Below are 17643 nucleotides of genomic sequence, written 5' to 3'. Positions count from 1 at the left end.
AATATAACGATATTGTCTAGTTTACACCGAATCTAGTGATGAAAAAAAGACTTGTTCTAAACGCATTTTCCAATCTACCGGTTGATGGGTCTTTCTCTTCACCGGATTTTCCCATTCAATCGTTCCGCACACATCACAACACCGTGGTTGTAAGATTGCCTCCTCATCAAAATGATGCAACAACATCGTACGGCGACATTCGTTCCGATGAATGTAGTCCATCATCAGGTTGACCTCTTGTCTTTTTAATTGTTTACGTTCCGTTTGCCACTGGATGATTCGTTCCTTCGACCAACCGTTCTCAAGTTGCGATTTTAGTAATCGATATGCCGGATCTTCCGGATTAAGACGAAGACGACTTTCCATCTTGGCATAGGATTCGCCTTGATTCATCCCTTGTTGCAATTGATCGATCCACAAGACGGGTGCATATTGCGTGTCAATCAAGTACGTTTGTAGTTGTTCATCTTGAGCAGCGTAGAGTAAAATCGCCGTTGCCCTTTTACCGTCTCGACCGGCGCGTCCGACTTCCTGCATATAGGCTTCGATCGTCGCAGGCATCGTATAGTGAATGACCGTACGCACGTTGCCTTTATCGACACCCATTCCGAACGCACTCGTACACACGAGACAATCAATCTCATCATGAAGAAACTGTTGTTGAACAAGCTGGCGATCTTCTATCGTCAACCCAGCATGATAATAGGTCGCGCCGTCAATGATTCCAGCAATTCGTTCCGCTTCTTTACGGGTCGTTGTATAGATGACGCATGGGCGAACGATGCGTTCCATCCACCGATCAACTGCCGCATCTTTTTCTTCTCGATCAACGCGATCGACAACATATTGGATTTCTGGTCGGTTGACAGAACGACGGATGATTTGTGGTTCGCGCATACGCAGTTGTGTTCGAATATCTTGCTCAACAGCACGAGTCGCTGTTGCGGTTAAGGCGAGACATGGTGGAAGACCTAGTTCTTGTCGAATTTGACCAAGTCTTGCATACTCCGGTCGAAATTCGTGTCCCCATTGTGAGATACAATGCGCTTCATCGACGACGAAGAGCACAATATTGACCTGTTTTAGCCGAGCCCGAATCTGTGGCAGCGCGAGTTGTTCCGGTGATAAGTAAAGATATCGTAGATGTTCGAGTACAGATAAGATCTGCTCCTTCTCTTCTCGTGTCTCGACAGATGTTAATTTAGCGACAGATCGCTCTCCTCTGCGCTTGATTTGCATGACCTGGTCTTCAATCAATGAGAGTAACGGAGACAAAATCAACGTCAGCCCTTCATTTTGTACATAAGAAGGAAATTGATAACAGACAGACTTTCCTCCACCTGTCGGCAAAATTGCTAGTGTATCTGTTCCGTTTAGAATGGAATCGATGATTTGGCGTTGCCCTGGTCGAAATGCTTCGTAACCAAAATGACGATGCAATAACGCTTCCATTAAATCCCCTCCCATTTACTACGTGCTAACACAAGTCGAATTTGAAAATAAGATATATCGGATTGCATCTCACTCTTGATTCGCTTCAGCGCGTAGGTTCCGAGTCGCTGTGCAATCTGTCGTATCTCTTCTTGCTGAGATGGCGTAACAAAATGATTCAGCGGAAAAGAAGGAGCATACATCGCAATCTCAACGAGGTGATCTTCCATCGTACTATTTTTTAGCCGTCTTCGAATCGCAACCTCTTCAACGGTTAATCCCTGTTGTAATAACTCCCATGTCGTTTGCGCAGACTGGGTCATTTTTGTCGCGAGTAGATCAACACCTATTTGCTTTAGTAGTGGTGTTTTTTCTAAGTCATCGATGCACTGTCGCCAAGCGATCGTAAATTCGTATTGGACAGTCTCCACATCCATTTTCATCATTTGAGCTAATTGCGGATAAGACCATCCTGCTTGCACGCCAGACAAGCGGTAACTGATTAATGTCGCATCTCGTTCTGATAAGCGCTCAAGGAGAAACGTCAACTCTTGGTGTATATGATGTAACCATTCTGTTCGATTCGAGATGGTCGGAAGAACACTTTTTACCCATTCGCGAACGACGGTTTCCTGTTGCACAGGTATGAACGGCTGTTTTGCTTCCAAGCAAACCATCGTTTGAACCAAAAGGCTGAGTCGTTTCCACATCATCTCAGCATAACCACGAAGTTCACCACCTAGTTGATCAATGATCGCACGATCCGTTTGATCTATCAGTCGTGCGCCTTCGTGCGTCAGTCGCAATGTCTCCTGCCGCTCAATCCAATTCTTCTGCGCGAGTTCAGCCAAGATTGTTTCGAATCGTTGTTTACTGACTAATACAGTACCGAATACCGACTCTAAATCATAAAAATGGGCATCTTGCAGAGAAGTCGCTGATTTCTTTCCTTGAAAAACATGATAAAGACTCCGGTCTGATCGTTCATTTCGAAGGCGCTGAATCGATTCCAGAAAAATACGCTCGAGTAAAGAAATTTCCATATGTCACGCTCCCTCCTGTTGTATGTCGTTTGCCAATCAAAGATGATATTCCATTCCTGTTTCATCGTTACGTTTTAGAGAGGCCGTTTGCGGGCATGTGATGATATATACATTTTCTGCTGTCACTTGTGCTTCGTCATTGAAATGCAACGATGAGTCCGATACAATGACATATAGATGAGAACAGCGTGTTTCAATAATGTTTTCGTATAGAGAGGAGACCGTTCAATGGCTAAATTTACGATTGTCGACAAAGATACTTGCATCGCTTGTGGTGCTTGTGGAGCAGCGGCACCAGATATCTATGATTATGATGATGAGGGTTTGGCGTATGTCATTCTTGATGATAACAATGGTACTGCCGAAATTCCAGAAGCATTATTCGACGATATGATTGATGCATTCGAAGGTTGCCCAACGGATTCAATCAAAGTAGCAGATGAATCGTTCGATGGCGATGCGTTAAAATTCGAATAAGTGAATAAAAAAAGATGTTTCCTCGCGAAGCATCTTTTTTTATTGGACTTTTTCTCATTCGATATAACGATTATCTAAAAAAACCGGATGTCGCCAATTGGCAACATCCGGTCTATGATTAGTAAAAATTTAGCGTTTTCCTTTGATATACGGTACACCGACAGCTTTTGGTGCATCCGCACGACCAACGACACCAGCAAGTGCTAAGATCGTCAATAAATACGGTGCAATCAACAGATAAACTTGTGGAATTTGATCCAGTAACGGCAATTGCTGACCGATGATCGAAATCGCTTGAGCGAACCCGAAGAAGAGGGCTGCCCCCATGGCACCGAGCGGGTTCCATTTTCCGAAGATCATCGCCGCAATCGCGAGGAAGCCTTGACCGAGAATCGTCGTCACACTGAAGTTCAATGAAATCGACGTCGCGTATACAGCACCAGCAAGACCACCGAAACCACCAGAGATCATGACGCCGATGAAACGCATCTTCGTGACATTGATTCCCATCGTGTCCGCTGCCATTGGGTGTTCTCCGACAGAACGTAAGCGAAGACCGAATGGTGTCTTGAAGATGATGTACCATGCGACGAACGCGAGAACAATCGCGATATACGATGTGTAGTAGACGTTTGCGAAGAACATCTTCAAGACTGGAATATCAGACAAGAATGGTACATTCTCTTTCGAGATCCGGTTTGGAATCGAATCTGTCTGTCCTTTACTGTAAAGCGCACGGACAAGGAAGATCGCAAGACCGACTGCGAGCAAGTTGATCGCTACTCCAAGAACCGTTTGGTCTGCTCGGAAGAGGATTGCTGGAATCGCAAGGAACAGCGAGAAGACCGCTCCGACGACGATTGCAATGAGCATCGCAAGCCAAGGACTCGCAGCACCCAAGCCCATTTTTGATAGAGTCAATGCCGTAACGACGCCTGTGAAGGCACCCATGACCATTAATCCTTCTAACGCGATGTTGACGACACCAGAACGCTCACTGAAAATACCGCCAAGTGCTGCAATGATCAACGGAGCCGAATAGGCGAGTGCGATTGGCACGATGATATAAAGTACTTCAAGAAAGCCCATTATTGACCGGCTCCTTTCGCTTTTTTGGATTCTTTCTTAACCGTGAACTTCTCGATGACGAGACGAATCGCGTATCCAGAAGCAACGAAGATGATGATGAATGCGATGATGATTTTGATCAGTTCCGGTGGAATACCAATCTGTTGCATCGACAGACCACCGATGTTAAGTCCCGCAAACAGTAACGCCGCGAGAACGACACCGATCGGGTTATTCGCACCTAACAAGGCAACCGCAATTCCGTCGAATCCTACCCCAGTGAAGGATGCATTCAATGTCATGTTTTGGAACGTCCCAAGACCTTCCATCGCTCCAGCGAGACCTGCAAAGACACCAGAGATAACGAACGATAGGATGATGTTCCGGTTAACGCCCATACCTGCATACTCTGCAGCATTCTTGTTGAATCCAACTGCTCGGAGTTCATAACCAAGCGTTGTTTTCCACAAAATGAACCAGAAGACGAGGGCAGCAATGACTGCGATGAAAATCCCGTTATGCAAACGTGAAAAATCCGTGATCTCTTGTAAGAACGGTGACGCAAGGGATGCTGATTCCTTGACTGACTCCGTCCGCTCGTTCGTAATACCGATGACGTGACGTAAAATATCATTCGTCACATACAACGCGATATAGTTCATCATGATTGACGTGATGACTTCATGCACGTGGAACTTCGCTTTTAAGATACCAGGAATCGATGCCCAAAGTGCACCTGCTAAACCTGCTCCAATTAGAGCAAGCGGTAAATGAATCGCCATCGGTAGATCAAACTCAATCCCGATCCAAACTGCGACCATCCACCCGACGAGAACCTGACCTTCAACCCCGATGTTAAAGAGTCCAGTTCGGAAAGCAAACGCGACAGCAAGACCGGCAAAGATCAACGGAGCTGCTGCTCGCAATGTTTCACCGATGCTGTATGGTTCGCCAAAAATACCATAGAATAACTGATCAAAACCGGCAATCGGATCATACCCGCCGATGACCATGACGATCGCCCCGACGACCATTCCAAGGATGATGGAAAGAATCGGAATGAGGATGCCGTAAAAACGCTCTAACTTCATGAATGACCTACCTCCTCTTTCTTACCGCCGGCCATCAAGAAGCCAAGCTCGATCTCATTCGTTTCTTTTGGATCCAAGAAGGCAACTGTTTTTCCTTCATAAAGAACGGCAATCCGATCTGATACTTGAAGAATTTCTTCGAGTTCGAATGAAATCAACAAGACAGCGCGACCTTTTTCGCGTTCAAGAACCAACTGTTCATGAATGAACTCGATTGCTCCGACATCAAGACCACGTGTCGGCTGTGCTGCAATCAATAGGTCTGGTGAACGATCCACTTCACGCGCAATGATCGCTTTTTGCTGGTTACCACCTGACAAGGCACGAGCAAATGTCTCTGGACTTGGAGTTCGGACGTCGAACTTCTCGATGAGCGTTTTTGCTTTTTCCATGACTTGTTTATAGTTCATGATGCCTGCTTTTGAATACGGTTGTTTGTAATACGTTTGTAAGACCATGTTATGTCCGATTGAATAATCGAGGACAAGTCCATGTTTATGACGGTCTTGCGGAATGTGACCGACACCTGATTCCGTCACTTTACGTGGCTTCAAGTTTTTGATCGATTTATTGTTGAGGAAGATTTCCCCACTATCCGCTTTACGAAGACCAGTGATGGCTTCAATCAATTCCGTTTGCCCGTTTCCGTCGATTCCGGCAATTCCGACGATCTCTCCAGCACGAATGTCGAGATTTAATCCATCGACGGCTTTGATGCCGCGACTGTCCTTGACGACTAAGTCCTTGATGTCGAGAACGAGTTCTTGTGGAGTTGCCTTGGAATACTCCGCATTAAAGTTGACTTCACGACCTACCATCATTTCAGCAAGACGCGACTGTGTCATCGTCTCATCGATATCGACCGTTCCGATATACTTACCACGGCGAATCGTCGTACAGCGATCAGCTACTTCCATGATTTCTTTCAGTTTATGCGTGATGAGGATGATCGACTTTCCTTCTGCGATCAAACGATTCATGATCTGAATCAATTCCTTGATCTCTTGTGGTGTCAAGACAGCAGATGGTTCATCGAAGATCAAGATGTCTGCACCACGGTACAACGTCTTTAAAATTTCAACACGCTGTTGCATTCCGACTGAGATATCCTCGATTTTTGCATCAGGATCAACAGCAAGACCATACTGTTCAGAAATCTGGCGTACCTTCTCACGTGCAGTTGCACGGTCGATCTTAATTCCGGCACGTGGCTCTGCACCTAAAATGATGTTTTCAGTAACAGTGAAATTTTGAACGAGCATGAAGTGTTGGTGCACCATACCGATTCCAAGATCGTTCGCGACGTTCGGACTCGTAATATTGACTTTTTCACCACGTACACGAATTTCTCCAGCCTCAGGCTGATACAAACCAAATAAGACGTTCATCAGCGTCGATTTTCCGGCACCGTTTTCACCAAGTAAAGCGTGAATCTCACCTTTCCGAAGCTGGAGCGTGATGTTATCATTTGCGACGAAACTGCCAAACTCTTTTCTGATGTTTAGCATCTCAATGACGTATTCCAAGAAAATCCACTCCCATGTTTAGTTTAAAAGGGGGAGCCGCAATGCTAGCGACCCCCGCTTTCATTATTATTTCAGTGACGCTTCGTATTCTTTGTACTCGTCGTCTGTCGCTGGGACTTTGATGTCACCATCGATGATTTGTTTTTTGTACTCTTCAACTTTGTCGAGCGCTTCTTTCGAAACGTTGTCTTTTGAAGGTGCGATATCAACACCGCCGTCTTTCAGACCGAACTCAACGACTTTACCTGCTGGGAAGTTGCCGTCTTTCGTATCTTTCGCGACTTGTTCAACTGCTGTATCAACGCGTTTGACCATCGATGTCAATGTGACGTTCTCTGGCATACCTTCTTCGACTTGGTCACGGTCTACACCGATAACCCAAACATCTTCACCGTTTTTCTTACGGTTTTTCGCTTCTGTGAATACCCCTTGTCCTGTACCACCAGCTGCATGATAGATGACGTCGACTTTTTTACCGTACATACCTGAAGCGATCGCTTGTCCTTTTTCAGCAGCGTTGAAGTCTTCTGCATATTGAACTTCGATGTCAGCGTCTGGGTTGACTGCTTTAACACCTGCTTTGAATCCACTTTCGAACTTCTTGATCAAGTCAGAGTTAACGCCGCCGACGAATCCGACTTTATCTGATTTCGTCGTCAAACCAGCAACGACACCAACGAGGAACGATCCTTCGTTTTCTTTGAAGACGATTGACGCGACGTTTGGCTTGTCAACGACCATATCGACGAGTGCGAAGTTGCTCTTTTTGAACTGATCCGCTACTTTACCGATATCTTCTCCCATCAAGAATCCGATACCGAGGATCAAGTCGTATTTAGCACGAGCTAATTGCTGAAGGTTTGGTTGGTAATCCGATTGTTTTGCAGATTGAAGATATTTGTAGCCAGTACCTTCTTTTAGGTCGTTGTCTTTTCCGAACTTCTGGATACCTTCCCAAGCAGATTGGTTGAATGATTTATCATCCACGCCGCCTGTATCTGTAACCATACCTACTTTAAAGTCTTCTGATTTGCTGCCGCTACCTGAATCTTTTGAATCGTCGTTGCCACCACATGCTGCAAGGACCGAACTCATTGCTAAACCTGTTGCTGCTAATGCGAGAAGTGACTTCTTTTTCATCTGGAAAATCCCCTTTCGAATATGGTCATACAAAGTTCAAGACTACGTCTAGCACCCGAGGCTGGCGATGAGGAGCGTTACGTAGGTTATGACGGAAAGCGCTTTCAGTATTCATCCTAAAACAATGGCTCACACACGTTTACGGATGACGTGGAAATCAAACTTATCTGCTCGGAAATAGTTCGCTGAAAAAAGAACGGAACGGTCGAGCTCATCATAATGCGTTTGACGCAAAGCGAGCAGAGGTTGGTCCGTATGTAATTGTTCAGCGATTTTCGGATCAATACGTGGCTCGATGTGCGTCACGGCATGCGTGACACGTCGTCCAAGTTCTTTTTCTAAAGCATCAAATAATGATGTCGAAGAGGTGAACTGCTCTTCATTTTTAATATAATGGCTTGGAATCTTATCGATACAATAGACGACAGGAACATCCCCTGCGAGTCGGATTCGTTCGATTCGATAAACCAATTCATCCGGACCAAGTTGAAAACGCTCTCGGTCGCGCTCAGTCGGTTGGACCATCTCGGATGATAACACTTCTGATGTCGGAACCATACCTGCGCGCGCAATCATTTCTGTTACGCTGTACAATTCTTCGATTCCAGAAGTAAACGGTGGTCTTGCATTGATAAACGTACCGACACCGTGTTTACGGATGACGATGTTCTCATCTTCAAGAATTCGTAAAGCCTCTCGAAGAGTAGCTCGACTGACGCCAAGTTGCTTTGAAAGTTCAAACTCTGAAGGGAGCTTCTCGCCTTCCTTGTAAACGCCGTCATCGATGTCAGACTTGATCTTTTCAATCACACGTAAATAAAGCAAACGATGATCTAATTTAATCGACATGACGCATCTCCATCCTCTATCTAGTTGTAACCAGTGCTCAGACTTCTGACGTATGAGAACTCCAGCCAAGATAAGTATATGACGCCCAACACAATCCTGCAATCATTTTGTAACAGGTTAGAAGTCTGACTTCTGGCGCTTTTGTAACCCTTTTCATAACGCGATCAATAATGGAAGAAAATAGGGCATTCTACCTAAGAATGCCCCTTCTTTTTTCAACGCTTATTGCTCAGGTACTTCGATTTTTCCAGAAACGACATCTGTTTTTGCTTTCTCAAGCGCAGTCAACGTCTTCTTCGAAATCTTTTCAGATGGTACGATATCAACGCCATCTTCTTTCAGACCATAACGAATCGTTTTGCCGCCCTCGAGTTTACCGTCCTTCGCTGCGTTTGCTGTATCTTCGACTGCACGGTCGACACGTTTGATGACAGAAGTTAATGTAACATCTTCCGGCATACCCTCTTCTTTTTGGTCTCGGTCGACACCGATGACTGAGACGTTTTCACCGTTTTTCTTACGGTTCTTCGCCTCTGTGAAGACACCGTTTCCTGTACCACCTGCTGCTGGGAAGATGATATCTGCGCCTTTACCATACATTCCAGCTGCGATCGCTTGACCTTTTTCTGGAGCTGCGAAGTCTTCCGCATATTGGACATCGATTTTAATCTTCGGATTGACGGATTTGGCACCTGCTTCGAAACCGGCACGGAAACGCTCGATGACGTCCATCTTCATCCCACCAACGAAACCGATGTGATCTTTTTTCGTCTCCATTGCAGCAACGATCCCTGCAAGATACGCTCCTTCATTTTCCTTGAATGTGATCGACGTGACGTTTTTTCCTTCAACGACGTTATCGATGATTGCGAATTGTGTGTCTTTGAATTGATCAGCAACTGTTTTGATATCCTCATTGAACGTGTTCCCGATTCCGAAAACTAAATCTTCTCCCCCACGAGCAAGACGTGATAGATTCGGCTGATAATCTTGTTGCGATTTAGATTGTAGATAAGAGAACCCTTCATTCTTTTGAAGTTTGTTGTCTTTACCGTATGCTTGCAGACCTTCCCAAGCGGATTGGTTGAACGATTTATCATCGATCCCACCCTTATCGGCTACCATCGCTACAGAGAATTGATCTTTTTGATCGGCTTTCTCACCTGAACCACCACAAGCAGCAAGACCAACCGTCGCTACTGACATCATCGATACGATTACCTGTTTCTTCTTCATTTCATCCATCTCCTCTGCAATTATGAGAGCGCTTTCATTATCTATTTGTGAAAAAGCCGCTCCCAGCCCTCGTGTTGAAGGTCGGTCACTCATATGACTGAGTATGCCAAAAACACTACTGAAAATCAACAGACGTCTGACAACTATTTTCATGAAAGCGATTTTATTTTTGATGCATTTATGAATTTTTCCAGTCATTTCTATTTATACAAAATCATCATGTCTTTTTTTCATGTGTCTTTTCTTTTTTTCGAGACACCGGTTCTTATCTATACATTTTTTTAGAAAAGAAAAGGAAGCCTTGGAATATTCCACGACTTCCTTTCTACTCGATTAACGTCCCATGACGCGACGTGGTTTAGATCCTTCAGATGGACCAATCAGACCGTTTTCTTCTAACGCATCAATAAGACGGGCAGCTCGGTTGTAACCGATGCGGTACTTTCTTTGAATCATCGACGTAGATGCCGTCTCTTGTGTCAGAATGAACTGGACGACCTCATCGTAAAGTGGATCGTCGACCTCTGTTTCGCCCTCTGGTACATCTTTTGGAATCATCGCTTCAACATACTGTGCCTTTTGCTGACTGATGACATGATTAACGACCTTCTCGACTTCTTCGTCCGATAAAAAGGCTCCTTGTACACGGACCGGTTTGTTCATGCCGTTACCAAGTAACAACATATCTCCTCGTCCGAGCAATTTATCAGCACCTCCCGTATCAAGAATCGTCCGCGAGTCGGTCGCGCTCGATACACTGAATGCGATCCGCGACGGGATATTCGCCTTGATGACACCAGTGATGATATCAACACTCGGACGCTGAGTCGCGATGACCATATGAATTCCTGCTGCTCGTGCCATTTGTGCAAGTCGCATGATCGCATCTTCGACTTCGTTTGACGCGACCATCATCAAGTCGGCTAACTCATCGACGATGACGACGATGTACGGTAATCGTTGATGCACTTTTTCCTCAGCATTCATCTTATCGATCAATGCATTATAGCCTTCGATGTTACGCGCTCCGTTTTGACTGAAGATCTCATAACGACGTTCCATTTCCGAGACGACCTGTTTTAATGCCTGTGCCGCTTTTTTAGGATCGGTGACGACGGGTGCTAAGAGGTGCGGAATCCCGTTGTAGACGTTCAATTCGACCATTTTCGGGTCAATCATCATCAAACGGACTTCATCCGGTCGTGCCCGCATCAATATCGAGACGATCATCCCATTGATACAGACCGATTTACCAGAACCCGTCGAGCCGGCAACTAAGACGTGTGGCATCTTATTCAACTTCGCTGTCACCGTCTCACCAGAAATGCTTCGTCCGAGTGCGACGAGCAAACGATCGCTGTCCGATTGAACGCTCTCCGCTCCTAGTACTTCTCGAAGTGATACCATGGCGACCTCGCGATTTGGCACCTCGATTCCAACAGCCGCTTTGCCCGGAATCGGTGCTTCGATCCGGATATCTTTTGCAGCTAACGCTAGCGCTAAGTCATCGGCGAGTCCCGTGATTCGACTAAGCTTGATTCCTTGTTTTGGTTCAATCTCGTACTTCGTGACACTTGGTCCGAGATGAATCTTTAAGACTTTTGCTCCGATCCCGAACGACTTTAAGGTCGCAATCAATTTCGTCGCATTGTCCTTCAGTCGTTTGTTCTCGCCGGACAAGTCTTTTGATGTCGGTTCTGCTAACAAATCAAGCGACGGCAATTGATAACCGTCAGGTGTCTCTGTCATCGTCAACGGTCCTTGTGTCTCCGCTGCTTGCGGTTCAACGTGATCCGTGAAACCGATGATCGGAACGTCTTGAATGTTGACGGAAGGATCTTCTGCTTCTTGCTCCGGTTCAATCGGTTCCTCGACAGTTGCTGGTCGCAACGTCTTCGTTTTTTTCTCACGAACCGGTTTCGGTTTCAACTCTTTTTCGACACGAGGACGTGGTGTCCGTTCACGATTGCGAAACTCTTCTGCACGTTCCCGAAGCCCAAGCCACAGCTCTCCATAAAACGATGGGTTTAGTATATGAACGGCCGTTCCGATGAAGAACAGACCAATCAAGAAGGCACCCGCGCTCGAAATATAATAAGCTGCGTTTTGATAGAGCCATCCATTGAGAATACCACGCGGTGCTCCGAGCAATAGATCAATCCAGACGACTGAACCCATCAGTAACATCGACCATGCCCATTTCTGAGCACGTGACGCATTCGAGAGTAGTAAAAGTAGCACAGCACCGATTCCACCATATAATAAGGAGCCGAACTGACCAATTAACCGCTCTCCTCCATCAGCTAGCGTCAGTCCGACTTTCCCGAACTCCCCAAACGCGAGAACGAAAGCTAGTAATGAGACGATTGCGATGATGGTCGCATATGTACGATACGCAATCGGCTGACGTTGTTTCTTCGCTGCCGGTCGTTTCCGTGGCGGCGTTTTTTTTCGTACAGGTTTTCGTTTCGTCGTCGCCATACGTCATCCCTCCTGATAAAAAAACGGCTCAGTGGACCAGGTATTGGTCAATCTGAGCCGCTCGTTTGTTAAATCTCCATGATGATCGGAAGAATCATCGGGCGGCGTTTCGTCTGTTCATAGAGATAAGCACTGAGTTTATCTCGAATCAACGACTTCATCTCCGTCCAATCCAATTCTCCGTTTAATTTACCTTGTAGTTGTTTCGCAACGATTCGGTTCGCTTCATTGATCATATCCTCTGATTCACGCATGTAGACGAATCCGCGAGAGATGATTTCCGGTCCCGAGACGATTGTCTTGTTTTTCCGGCTGATCGTAATGACACAAAGGACGACACCGTCTTGCGATAACAAACGACGATCACGAAGGACGATGTTTCCGACATCACCCACACCGATTCCGTCGATCAAGACGTTTCCGGCGTTCACTTTGCGCGACATCCGTGCTTTGCGCTTCTCGAATTCAACGACATCCCCATTCTCGATGATGAAGATGTTGTTCGCATTGACGCCAACCGTCTGTGCGAGACGACTATGTGCCTTTTGCATCCGGAATTCTCCGTGAATCGGTAGGAAGAATTTCGGTTTGATCAAGTTGAGCATCAGCTTCAGATCTTCCGCATGACCGTGACCGGACACGTGTACTTTCCGTTGGTTGTAAATGACATTCGCACCAGCACGGAATAAGAGATCGATCGTTTTCGAAACCGACTTTTCGTTACCTGGAATCGGCGAAGCCGCAACGACGACCGTATCGTTCAAGCGAATATTGACTTGCTTATGTGCGTTACGCGCCATTCGTGTCAAGGCTGCCATCGGCTCACCTTGTGATCCTGTCGTCAAGATGACGACTTGGTTATCGTCGAGGCGGTTGATATCAGATAGATCAATCAATGTTTTCTGTTTGAAGCGTAAGTAATTCAAACGCTGTGCCACTTCGACGTTATTGACCATGCTGCGACCGACGACCGCTACTTTTCGGTTGTTCGCTTCTGCTGCTGCAAACACTTGTTGTAGACGATGAATATTCGATGCGAATGAAGCGACGATGACACGACCTGGTGCCTCATAGATGACATCGTTCAGTTCAGAACCGACGATCGATTCTGATCCAGACATCCCTGGTCGCTCTGCATTCGTTGAGTCAGACAGTAAGCAAAGTACTCCCCGTTGACCAATTGCTGCAATCTTTCCGAAATCCGCCTGTTTTCCATCGACTGGTGTGTAATCGAACTTGAAATCCCCTGTATGGACGATCGCACCTTGAGATGTTTGAATACAAACCCCGACTGCATCCGGAATCGAGTGGTTGACCCGGAAGAACGTAATAAAATGACCTGCAACGGTTAATTTCGTCTTGGCATCAATTGGACGAAGATCTGCCTTTTTCAATAAACCGGCTTCTTTTAATTTGTGTTCAATCAAACCGAGCGTCAAACGTGTTCCGTAAACAGGTACCTTTAAGTCACGCAAGACGTAACTGAGTGCCCCGATATGATCCTCGTGACCATGGGTAATGAAAATCCCCTGAATCCGCTCTTTGTTTTCTTTTAAATAACTGATGTCTGGAATGACTTTATCGATTCCAAGCATCTCATCTCCTGGGAACATCAACCCGGCATCGATGACGAAGATGTCCTCGTCGAGTTCGACGACGTACATGTTCTTACCGATCTCACCGGCGCCACCAAGAGCAAAGACGCTTACTTTTTCCGTCTTCTTCTTTGACACGACATGACCTCCTATAATTCATATTCACTTTTCGTGAGCCGTCCACTTATCACTATCACTATTCTAGCCGAATTTTCACAATCTGCCAACAATCGGACTAGGAAATCTAAAAAAAACGTCATTCCTGCCACATTACTCCAGGAATGACGTTGATCACGTATTCAACAAATCTTCGACCTCTTCCGTTCGTTTCGCTTTTTCCGAACGGCTTGGACGTTCACCAGCCTTCAGTTCGTCGAGCGAATACCCGAACGTCATCTCAAAATGAGGATAGTCGACGAATCGCTTCCAATCGCCTCCCCATTCGAAACCGAGCGCTTTTCCGATATCAGCGACTTCACGCCAATCACTTTTCCCTGACCGATTCCCATCATACTCAAGATCATATGAAATCTCTCCATTCACGAGCTGAACGAAATCGACAGCGAGTCCATAATTATGCATCGATTCACCACCACGTGCATTCGTGACGACTTCACCTGCCTTAGAACGTCCTTGTTCATAAAGCGCGTTCTGTTGCTGAATCGAGCGGTATCCTTGCGTAATCTTGATATCGATATTGTAGCACGAATGCGCAACACGGATCAGATCCTTTGCCCCTGCCTCGACAGCAGGGTGGAGACGCTTCAGGTTCGTCTCGCTTGCATTGATTAAGCGATCTTCCCCCGCTACATCTCGTGGACAACTATCAATCCCGAGCTCCGGTTGATCCATTAAAATCGTCGGCATCCGATTCATGGATGCCGCAAGAAACAATCCAATCGCAAACATCGTCAATAAAAATACGATCCAACCGAAGATTGTTCCCCGTTTCATCAGCGGCGAAGCTTCTTCCGAAGTTTTTGTAGAATCGGTAACCCAGTCTCAAGCAACAGATAGAGCGGACGATTGAGTACATAATCGAACTCACCGATTTTTTCAATCATCCGGCTGCCCCAACCAGATTTAAAGGCGTAGAGTCCCGCGTAATGATCATCCGGGTCTGTCGAACCACTGACTCCACCGAAGTCATAGGAGAGCGCACCATGTTCTTTCGCATATTGCATCATCGTCCACTGCATCAAGTGGTTCGGCATGAATTCCCGGTACTCGTTCGATGAAGCGCCGTATAAGTAATACGAGCGACGACCAGCAAGCGTCAAAAGACCGCCAGACAAGATGACACCGTTTGGATGTTTGGCAGCAATCGTCATCAGTTCCGTCTTCGACTTCTCTGCTTTTTCGATTTGTGCTGTCGTCTGCTCCAAGCGATTGTTTAAGCTCTTTAACTTCTTCTCAGCCGTCTCTTTCTCGAGCTGACGATGAATCTTCGAGAGTTCCTTATCGGCTTGAAGTAATAAGGCTTCTGTATTCTCAAGAGCACGTACGACATCGAGTTTCGTCAAAAACAAGACCGCATCACCTTTTGGATGGAGATGATCGTACAGATTCTCGAAATAATCCAGACCGCGGATCGAGAAACCATCCCGTTCGCCCGTCTCGACCATCAGTTTCGCAAATGTCTTTAGCCCTTCACGATCCGCTTGTTCGCATACGATACCTTTGCGTTCAGCAAGGCGGACGTTGTAGCGGAACTTCGAATGGAAACTGTCGAAGATCTCTTTTTCTGTCCCCACAAGACTCGTTTCCATCGTAAAGCGTGGTTGCGCGTAGTCAAAACCGCCACCGAAGCCGTTATGTTTGAACCCAAGTCCTTGCATCTCCTGCAACAGACCAGGGTATTCTTCCCGCTCGACGTTTGGATCAAATTTAATCGCAATCGCCTTCTGTTGTTTTGCGACACGAATCGCTTCGTCACGAAGGGCGCGAAGTGCGTCCGTATCCGTATAATCGACGACGAAACCGCGTGGTGCATAACAAAGCGTGAACGGTAGCTTCGGTACTTTCTTGAATAAGAGCAGTCCGACTCCAGCAATCTCACCGGAAGCAGTTCCGACCGCGATGCGTTCATGCGTCCATCCTGTCGAGCTTTTAACTTCTCCCCATGCTGGAAGCTGGAGTAAGTCACCTTTGGGATGTGTTTTTACGAATGTTTCAAATTGATCTATGGTTACAACGATTGGTTGATAAGTCACTTCTGTTCCTCCATTTGCCGTATCATCTCTTTGACGATGACTTCCTCATCGAGAGGGATTTTCTCATCCCCAATGATTTGATATTTTTCATGGCCCTTACCGGCTAAGATGACGATATTGTCTGGTCGTGCGAGACGTGCTGCGTAACGCACGGCCTCTTCCCGATCACCGATTTCAACGAACTGATCGTGGGTCATCCCTTTGGCGATGCCGGATGTAATCGACTCATATGCTTCATATCGTGGATCATCCGTTGTGATGACGACGGTTCCTGCGTAAGTCGAAGCGAGTTCGCCCATCTTCGGTCGTTTCGTCACGTCGCGGTTTCCACCTGTCCCGATCAGGAAGACGATCTTTTCCTTCGGTACGTCAACGAGTGCTTTCAGACATTGTTCGATGCCGTCAGGAGTATGCGCATAGTCGACATAGACGTTATATCCTTCAATCGGCAAGCGTTGCATCCGACCTTTTGCCGGACGGATTGCTGAAATCGCGCCTGCGATCGTCGCTAGATCGTATCCGCAAGACAAGAGGATCCCTGTCGCAAGCAACAGATTATAGACGTTAAAGCGACCGATGAAGTTCGCCGTGACATCGACTTGTTCTTCCTTGTACAGCATCGTGAACGTCGTTTGTTGAAGCGACTGTTCAATCGCTGTTGCTCGGAGGTCAGCTGCGTTGTCGATGCCGTATGTCATGACACGAGCACCTGTCATCATCTCATACAGCTCACTCGTCGGATCATCAGCATTCAAGACCGCGACTTTCTCTGTCGACAGCCGTTGACCGAGTTGTGCAAATAACAATCCTTTGGCACGCGCATAGTTTTCAAATGTTTTGTGAAAATCAAGGTGATCATGCGTCAGATTCGTGAATCCCGCAACATCGTAGTCCACACCTGTTACCCGACCAAGCTCTAATCCATGTGAAGAGACTTCCATGATGACATCTTGGACATCTTCTTCGTGCATCTGATACAGAAAGGCTTGTAACTCGGAGCTTTGTGGTGTCGTATTGCGACTTGGCACGACGCGGTCACCAATCTTGACTTCAACCGTACCGATGATGCCCGTCTTCCGACCAAGGTGCGCTAATATATCACGGACGATCGTCGTCGTCGTCGTTTTCCCATTCGTTCCCGTAATACCAATCATCCGCATCTTTTCAGAAGGATAATCATAGAATTTGCCAGCCAACTCGGCAATGGCACGTGATGTACTACGAACAAGAATGACAGGAATCGACACGTCGACCGGTTGTTCCGCAACGATCGCGACCGCTCCTTGTGCTTCCGCCTGTTTAGCATAGTCGTGTCCATCAACAGTATATCCTTTGATGGCGACGAACAATGTTCCCGGTTTAACATCCCGTGAATCGGTCGTAATGGACGTAACGTCCACTTCTACCATTCGTTCGATTTTTTGCGTCTGTATGACTTGAATCAATTCAGCTAAATTCAACGGTATTCCTTCTTTCTCGACATCGTCATTTCA

14 protein-coding genes are annotated in these 17643 nt (G+C 46.5%); 1 reads left to right on the top strand and 13 read right to left on the bottom strand.

The window, feature by feature from the left end:
- Positions 1–21 precede the first annotated feature (21 nt).
- The gene (locus AYO36_RS05090; RefSeq protein ID WP_064299668.1) at positions 22–1452 is read right to left on the bottom strand and encodes a RecQ family ATP-dependent DNA helicase; all 1431 of its coding nucleotides are present in this window, start codon (positions 1450–1452) and stop codon (positions 22–24) included.
- Entirely contained in the window at positions 1452–2474 is a 1023-nt protein-coding gene (locus AYO36_RS05085; protein WP_064299667.1) for a YpbB family protein, read from the bottom strand. The genes AYO36_RS05090 and AYO36_RS05085 overlap by 1 nt, the downstream gene beginning before the upstream one ends.
- 228 nt (positions 2475–2702) lie before the next feature.
- Between AYO36_RS05085 and AYO36_RS05080 the strand changes: the two genes are divergently transcribed.
- Entirely contained in the window at positions 2703–2951 is a 249-nt protein-coding gene (locus tag AYO36_RS05080) for a ferredoxin (protein ID WP_023468661.1), read from the top strand.
- A gap of 129 nt (positions 2952–3080) precedes the next feature.
- Here AYO36_RS05080 and AYO36_RS05075 read toward each other — a convergent pair whose 3' ends face one another.
- The 11 genes from AYO36_RS05075 to AYO36_RS05025 form a co-directional block, all read right to left on the bottom strand.
- Complete coding sequence (locus AYO36_RS05075; protein ID WP_023468662.1) at positions 3081–4040, bottom strand: ABC transporter permease; 960 nt, start codon at positions 4038–4040, stop codon at positions 3081–3083.
- A complete protein-coding gene (locus AYO36_RS05070; protein WP_023468663.1) occupies positions 4040–5110 on the bottom strand; it encodes an ABC transporter permease in 1071 nt (356 codons plus the stop codon). Before AYO36_RS05070 ends, AYO36_RS05075 begins: the two co-directional genes overlap by 1 nt.
- Positions 5107–6636 (bottom strand): ABC transporter ATP-binding protein, encoded by a 1530-nt coding sequence (locus tag AYO36_RS05065; protein WP_023468664.1) that lies wholly within the window; start codon positions 6634–6636, stop codon positions 5107–5109. Before AYO36_RS05065 ends, AYO36_RS05070 begins: the two co-directional genes overlap by 4 nt.
- A gap of 66 nt (positions 6637–6702) precedes the next feature.
- Positions 6703–7776 carry a BMP family lipoprotein gene (locus AYO36_RS05060; protein ID WP_050677451.1) on the bottom strand — a complete coding sequence of 358 codons (1074 nt, stop codon included), beginning with the start codon at positions 7774–7776 and terminating at the stop codon, positions 6703–6705.
- Between the two features lie 129 nt (positions 7777–7905).
- Positions 7906–8625 (bottom strand): GntR family transcriptional regulator, encoded by a 720-nt coding sequence (locus tag AYO36_RS05055; protein WP_023468666.1) that lies wholly within the window; start codon positions 8623–8625, stop codon positions 7906–7908.
- Positions 8626–8847: 222 nt separating this feature from the next.
- A complete protein-coding gene (locus tag AYO36_RS05050) occupies positions 8848–9861 on the bottom strand; it encodes a BMP family lipoprotein (RefSeq protein ID WP_050677452.1) in 1014 nt (337 codons plus the stop codon).
- Between the two features lie 333 nt (positions 9862–10194).
- Positions 10195–12342, bottom strand: coding sequence for a DNA translocase FtsK (locus AYO36_RS05045; protein WP_064299666.1), 2148 nt, complete (start codon positions 12340–12342; stop codon positions 10195–10197).
- 68 nt (positions 12343–12410) lie between these two features.
- Positions 12411–14075: a ribonuclease J gene (locus AYO36_RS05040; RefSeq protein ID WP_023468670.1), complete on the bottom strand. Its 1665-nt coding sequence runs from the start codon at positions 14073–14075 to the stop codon at positions 12411–12413.
- Positions 14076–14228: 153 nt separating this feature from the next.
- A complete protein-coding gene (locus AYO36_RS05035) occupies positions 14229–14891 on the bottom strand; it encodes a M15 family metallopeptidase (RefSeq protein ID WP_023468671.1) in 663 nt (220 codons plus the stop codon).
- On the bottom strand, positions 14891–16150 hold the full coding sequence (locus AYO36_RS05030; protein WP_064299665.1) for a lipid II:glycine glycyltransferase FemX: 1260 nt from the start codon (positions 16148–16150) through the stop codon (positions 14891–14893). Before AYO36_RS05030 ends, AYO36_RS05035 begins: the two co-directional genes overlap by 1 nt.
- Complete coding sequence (locus AYO36_RS05025) at positions 16147–17595, bottom strand: UDP-N-acetylmuramoyl-L-alanyl-D-glutamate--2,6-diaminopimelate ligase (RefSeq protein ID WP_432277381.1); 1449 nt, start codon at positions 17593–17595, stop codon at positions 16147–16149. The genes AYO36_RS05030 and AYO36_RS05025 overlap by 4 nt, the downstream gene beginning before the upstream one ends.
- Positions 17596–17643: the final 48 nt, after the last annotated feature.

It is taken from the genome of Exiguobacterium sp. KKBO11 (assembly GCF_001644945.1).
Lineage (GTDB): Bacteria > Bacillota > Bacilli > Exiguobacteriales > Exiguobacteriaceae > Exiguobacterium_A > Exiguobacterium_A abrahamii.
The sequence above is the reverse complement of the archived record's forward strand: the minus strand, read 5'-3'. Positions and strand labels throughout refer to the sequence as shown.

What these genes read in the sequence shown, in the direction of transcription:
- AYO36_RS05090 (WP_064299668.1), bottom strand. Translation starts at nt 1,452, where the DNA reads ATGGAAGCGTTATTGCATCGTCATTTTGGTTACGAAGCATTTCGACCA.
- AYO36_RS05085 (WP_064299667.1), bottom strand. Translation starts at nt 2,474, where the DNA reads ATGGAAATTTCTTTACTCGAGCGTATTTTTCTGGAATCGATTCAGCGC.
- AYO36_RS05080 (WP_023468661.1), top strand. Translation starts at nt 2,703, where the DNA reads ATGGCTAAATTTACGATTGTCGACAAAGATACTTGCATCGCTTGTGGT.
- AYO36_RS05075 (WP_023468662.1), bottom strand. Translation starts at nt 4,040, where the DNA reads ATGGGCTTTCTTGAAGTACTTTATATCATCGTGCCAATCGCACTCGCC.
- AYO36_RS05070 (WP_023468663.1), bottom strand. Translation starts at nt 5,110, where the DNA reads ATGAAGTTAGAGCGTTTTTACGGCATCCTCATTCCGATTCTTTCCATC.
- AYO36_RS05060 (WP_050677451.1), bottom strand. Translation starts at nt 7,776, where the DNA reads ATGAAAAAGAAGTCACTTCTCGCATTAGCAGCAACAGGTTTAGCAATG.
- AYO36_RS05055 (WP_023468666.1), bottom strand. Translation starts at nt 8,625, where the DNA reads ATGTCGATTAAATTAGATCATCGTTTGCTTTATTTACGTGTGATTGAA.
- AYO36_RS05050 (WP_050677452.1), bottom strand. Translation starts at nt 9,861, where the DNA reads ATGAAGAAGAAACAGGTAATCGTATCGATGATGTCAGTAGCGACGGTT.
- AYO36_RS05045 (WP_064299666.1), bottom strand. Translation starts at nt 12,342, where the DNA reads ATGGCGACGACGAAACGAAAACCTGTACGAAAAAAAACGCCGCCACGG.
- AYO36_RS05035 (WP_023468671.1), bottom strand. Translation starts at nt 14,891, where the DNA reads ATGAAACGGGGAACAATCTTCGGTTGGATCGTATTTTTATTGACGATG.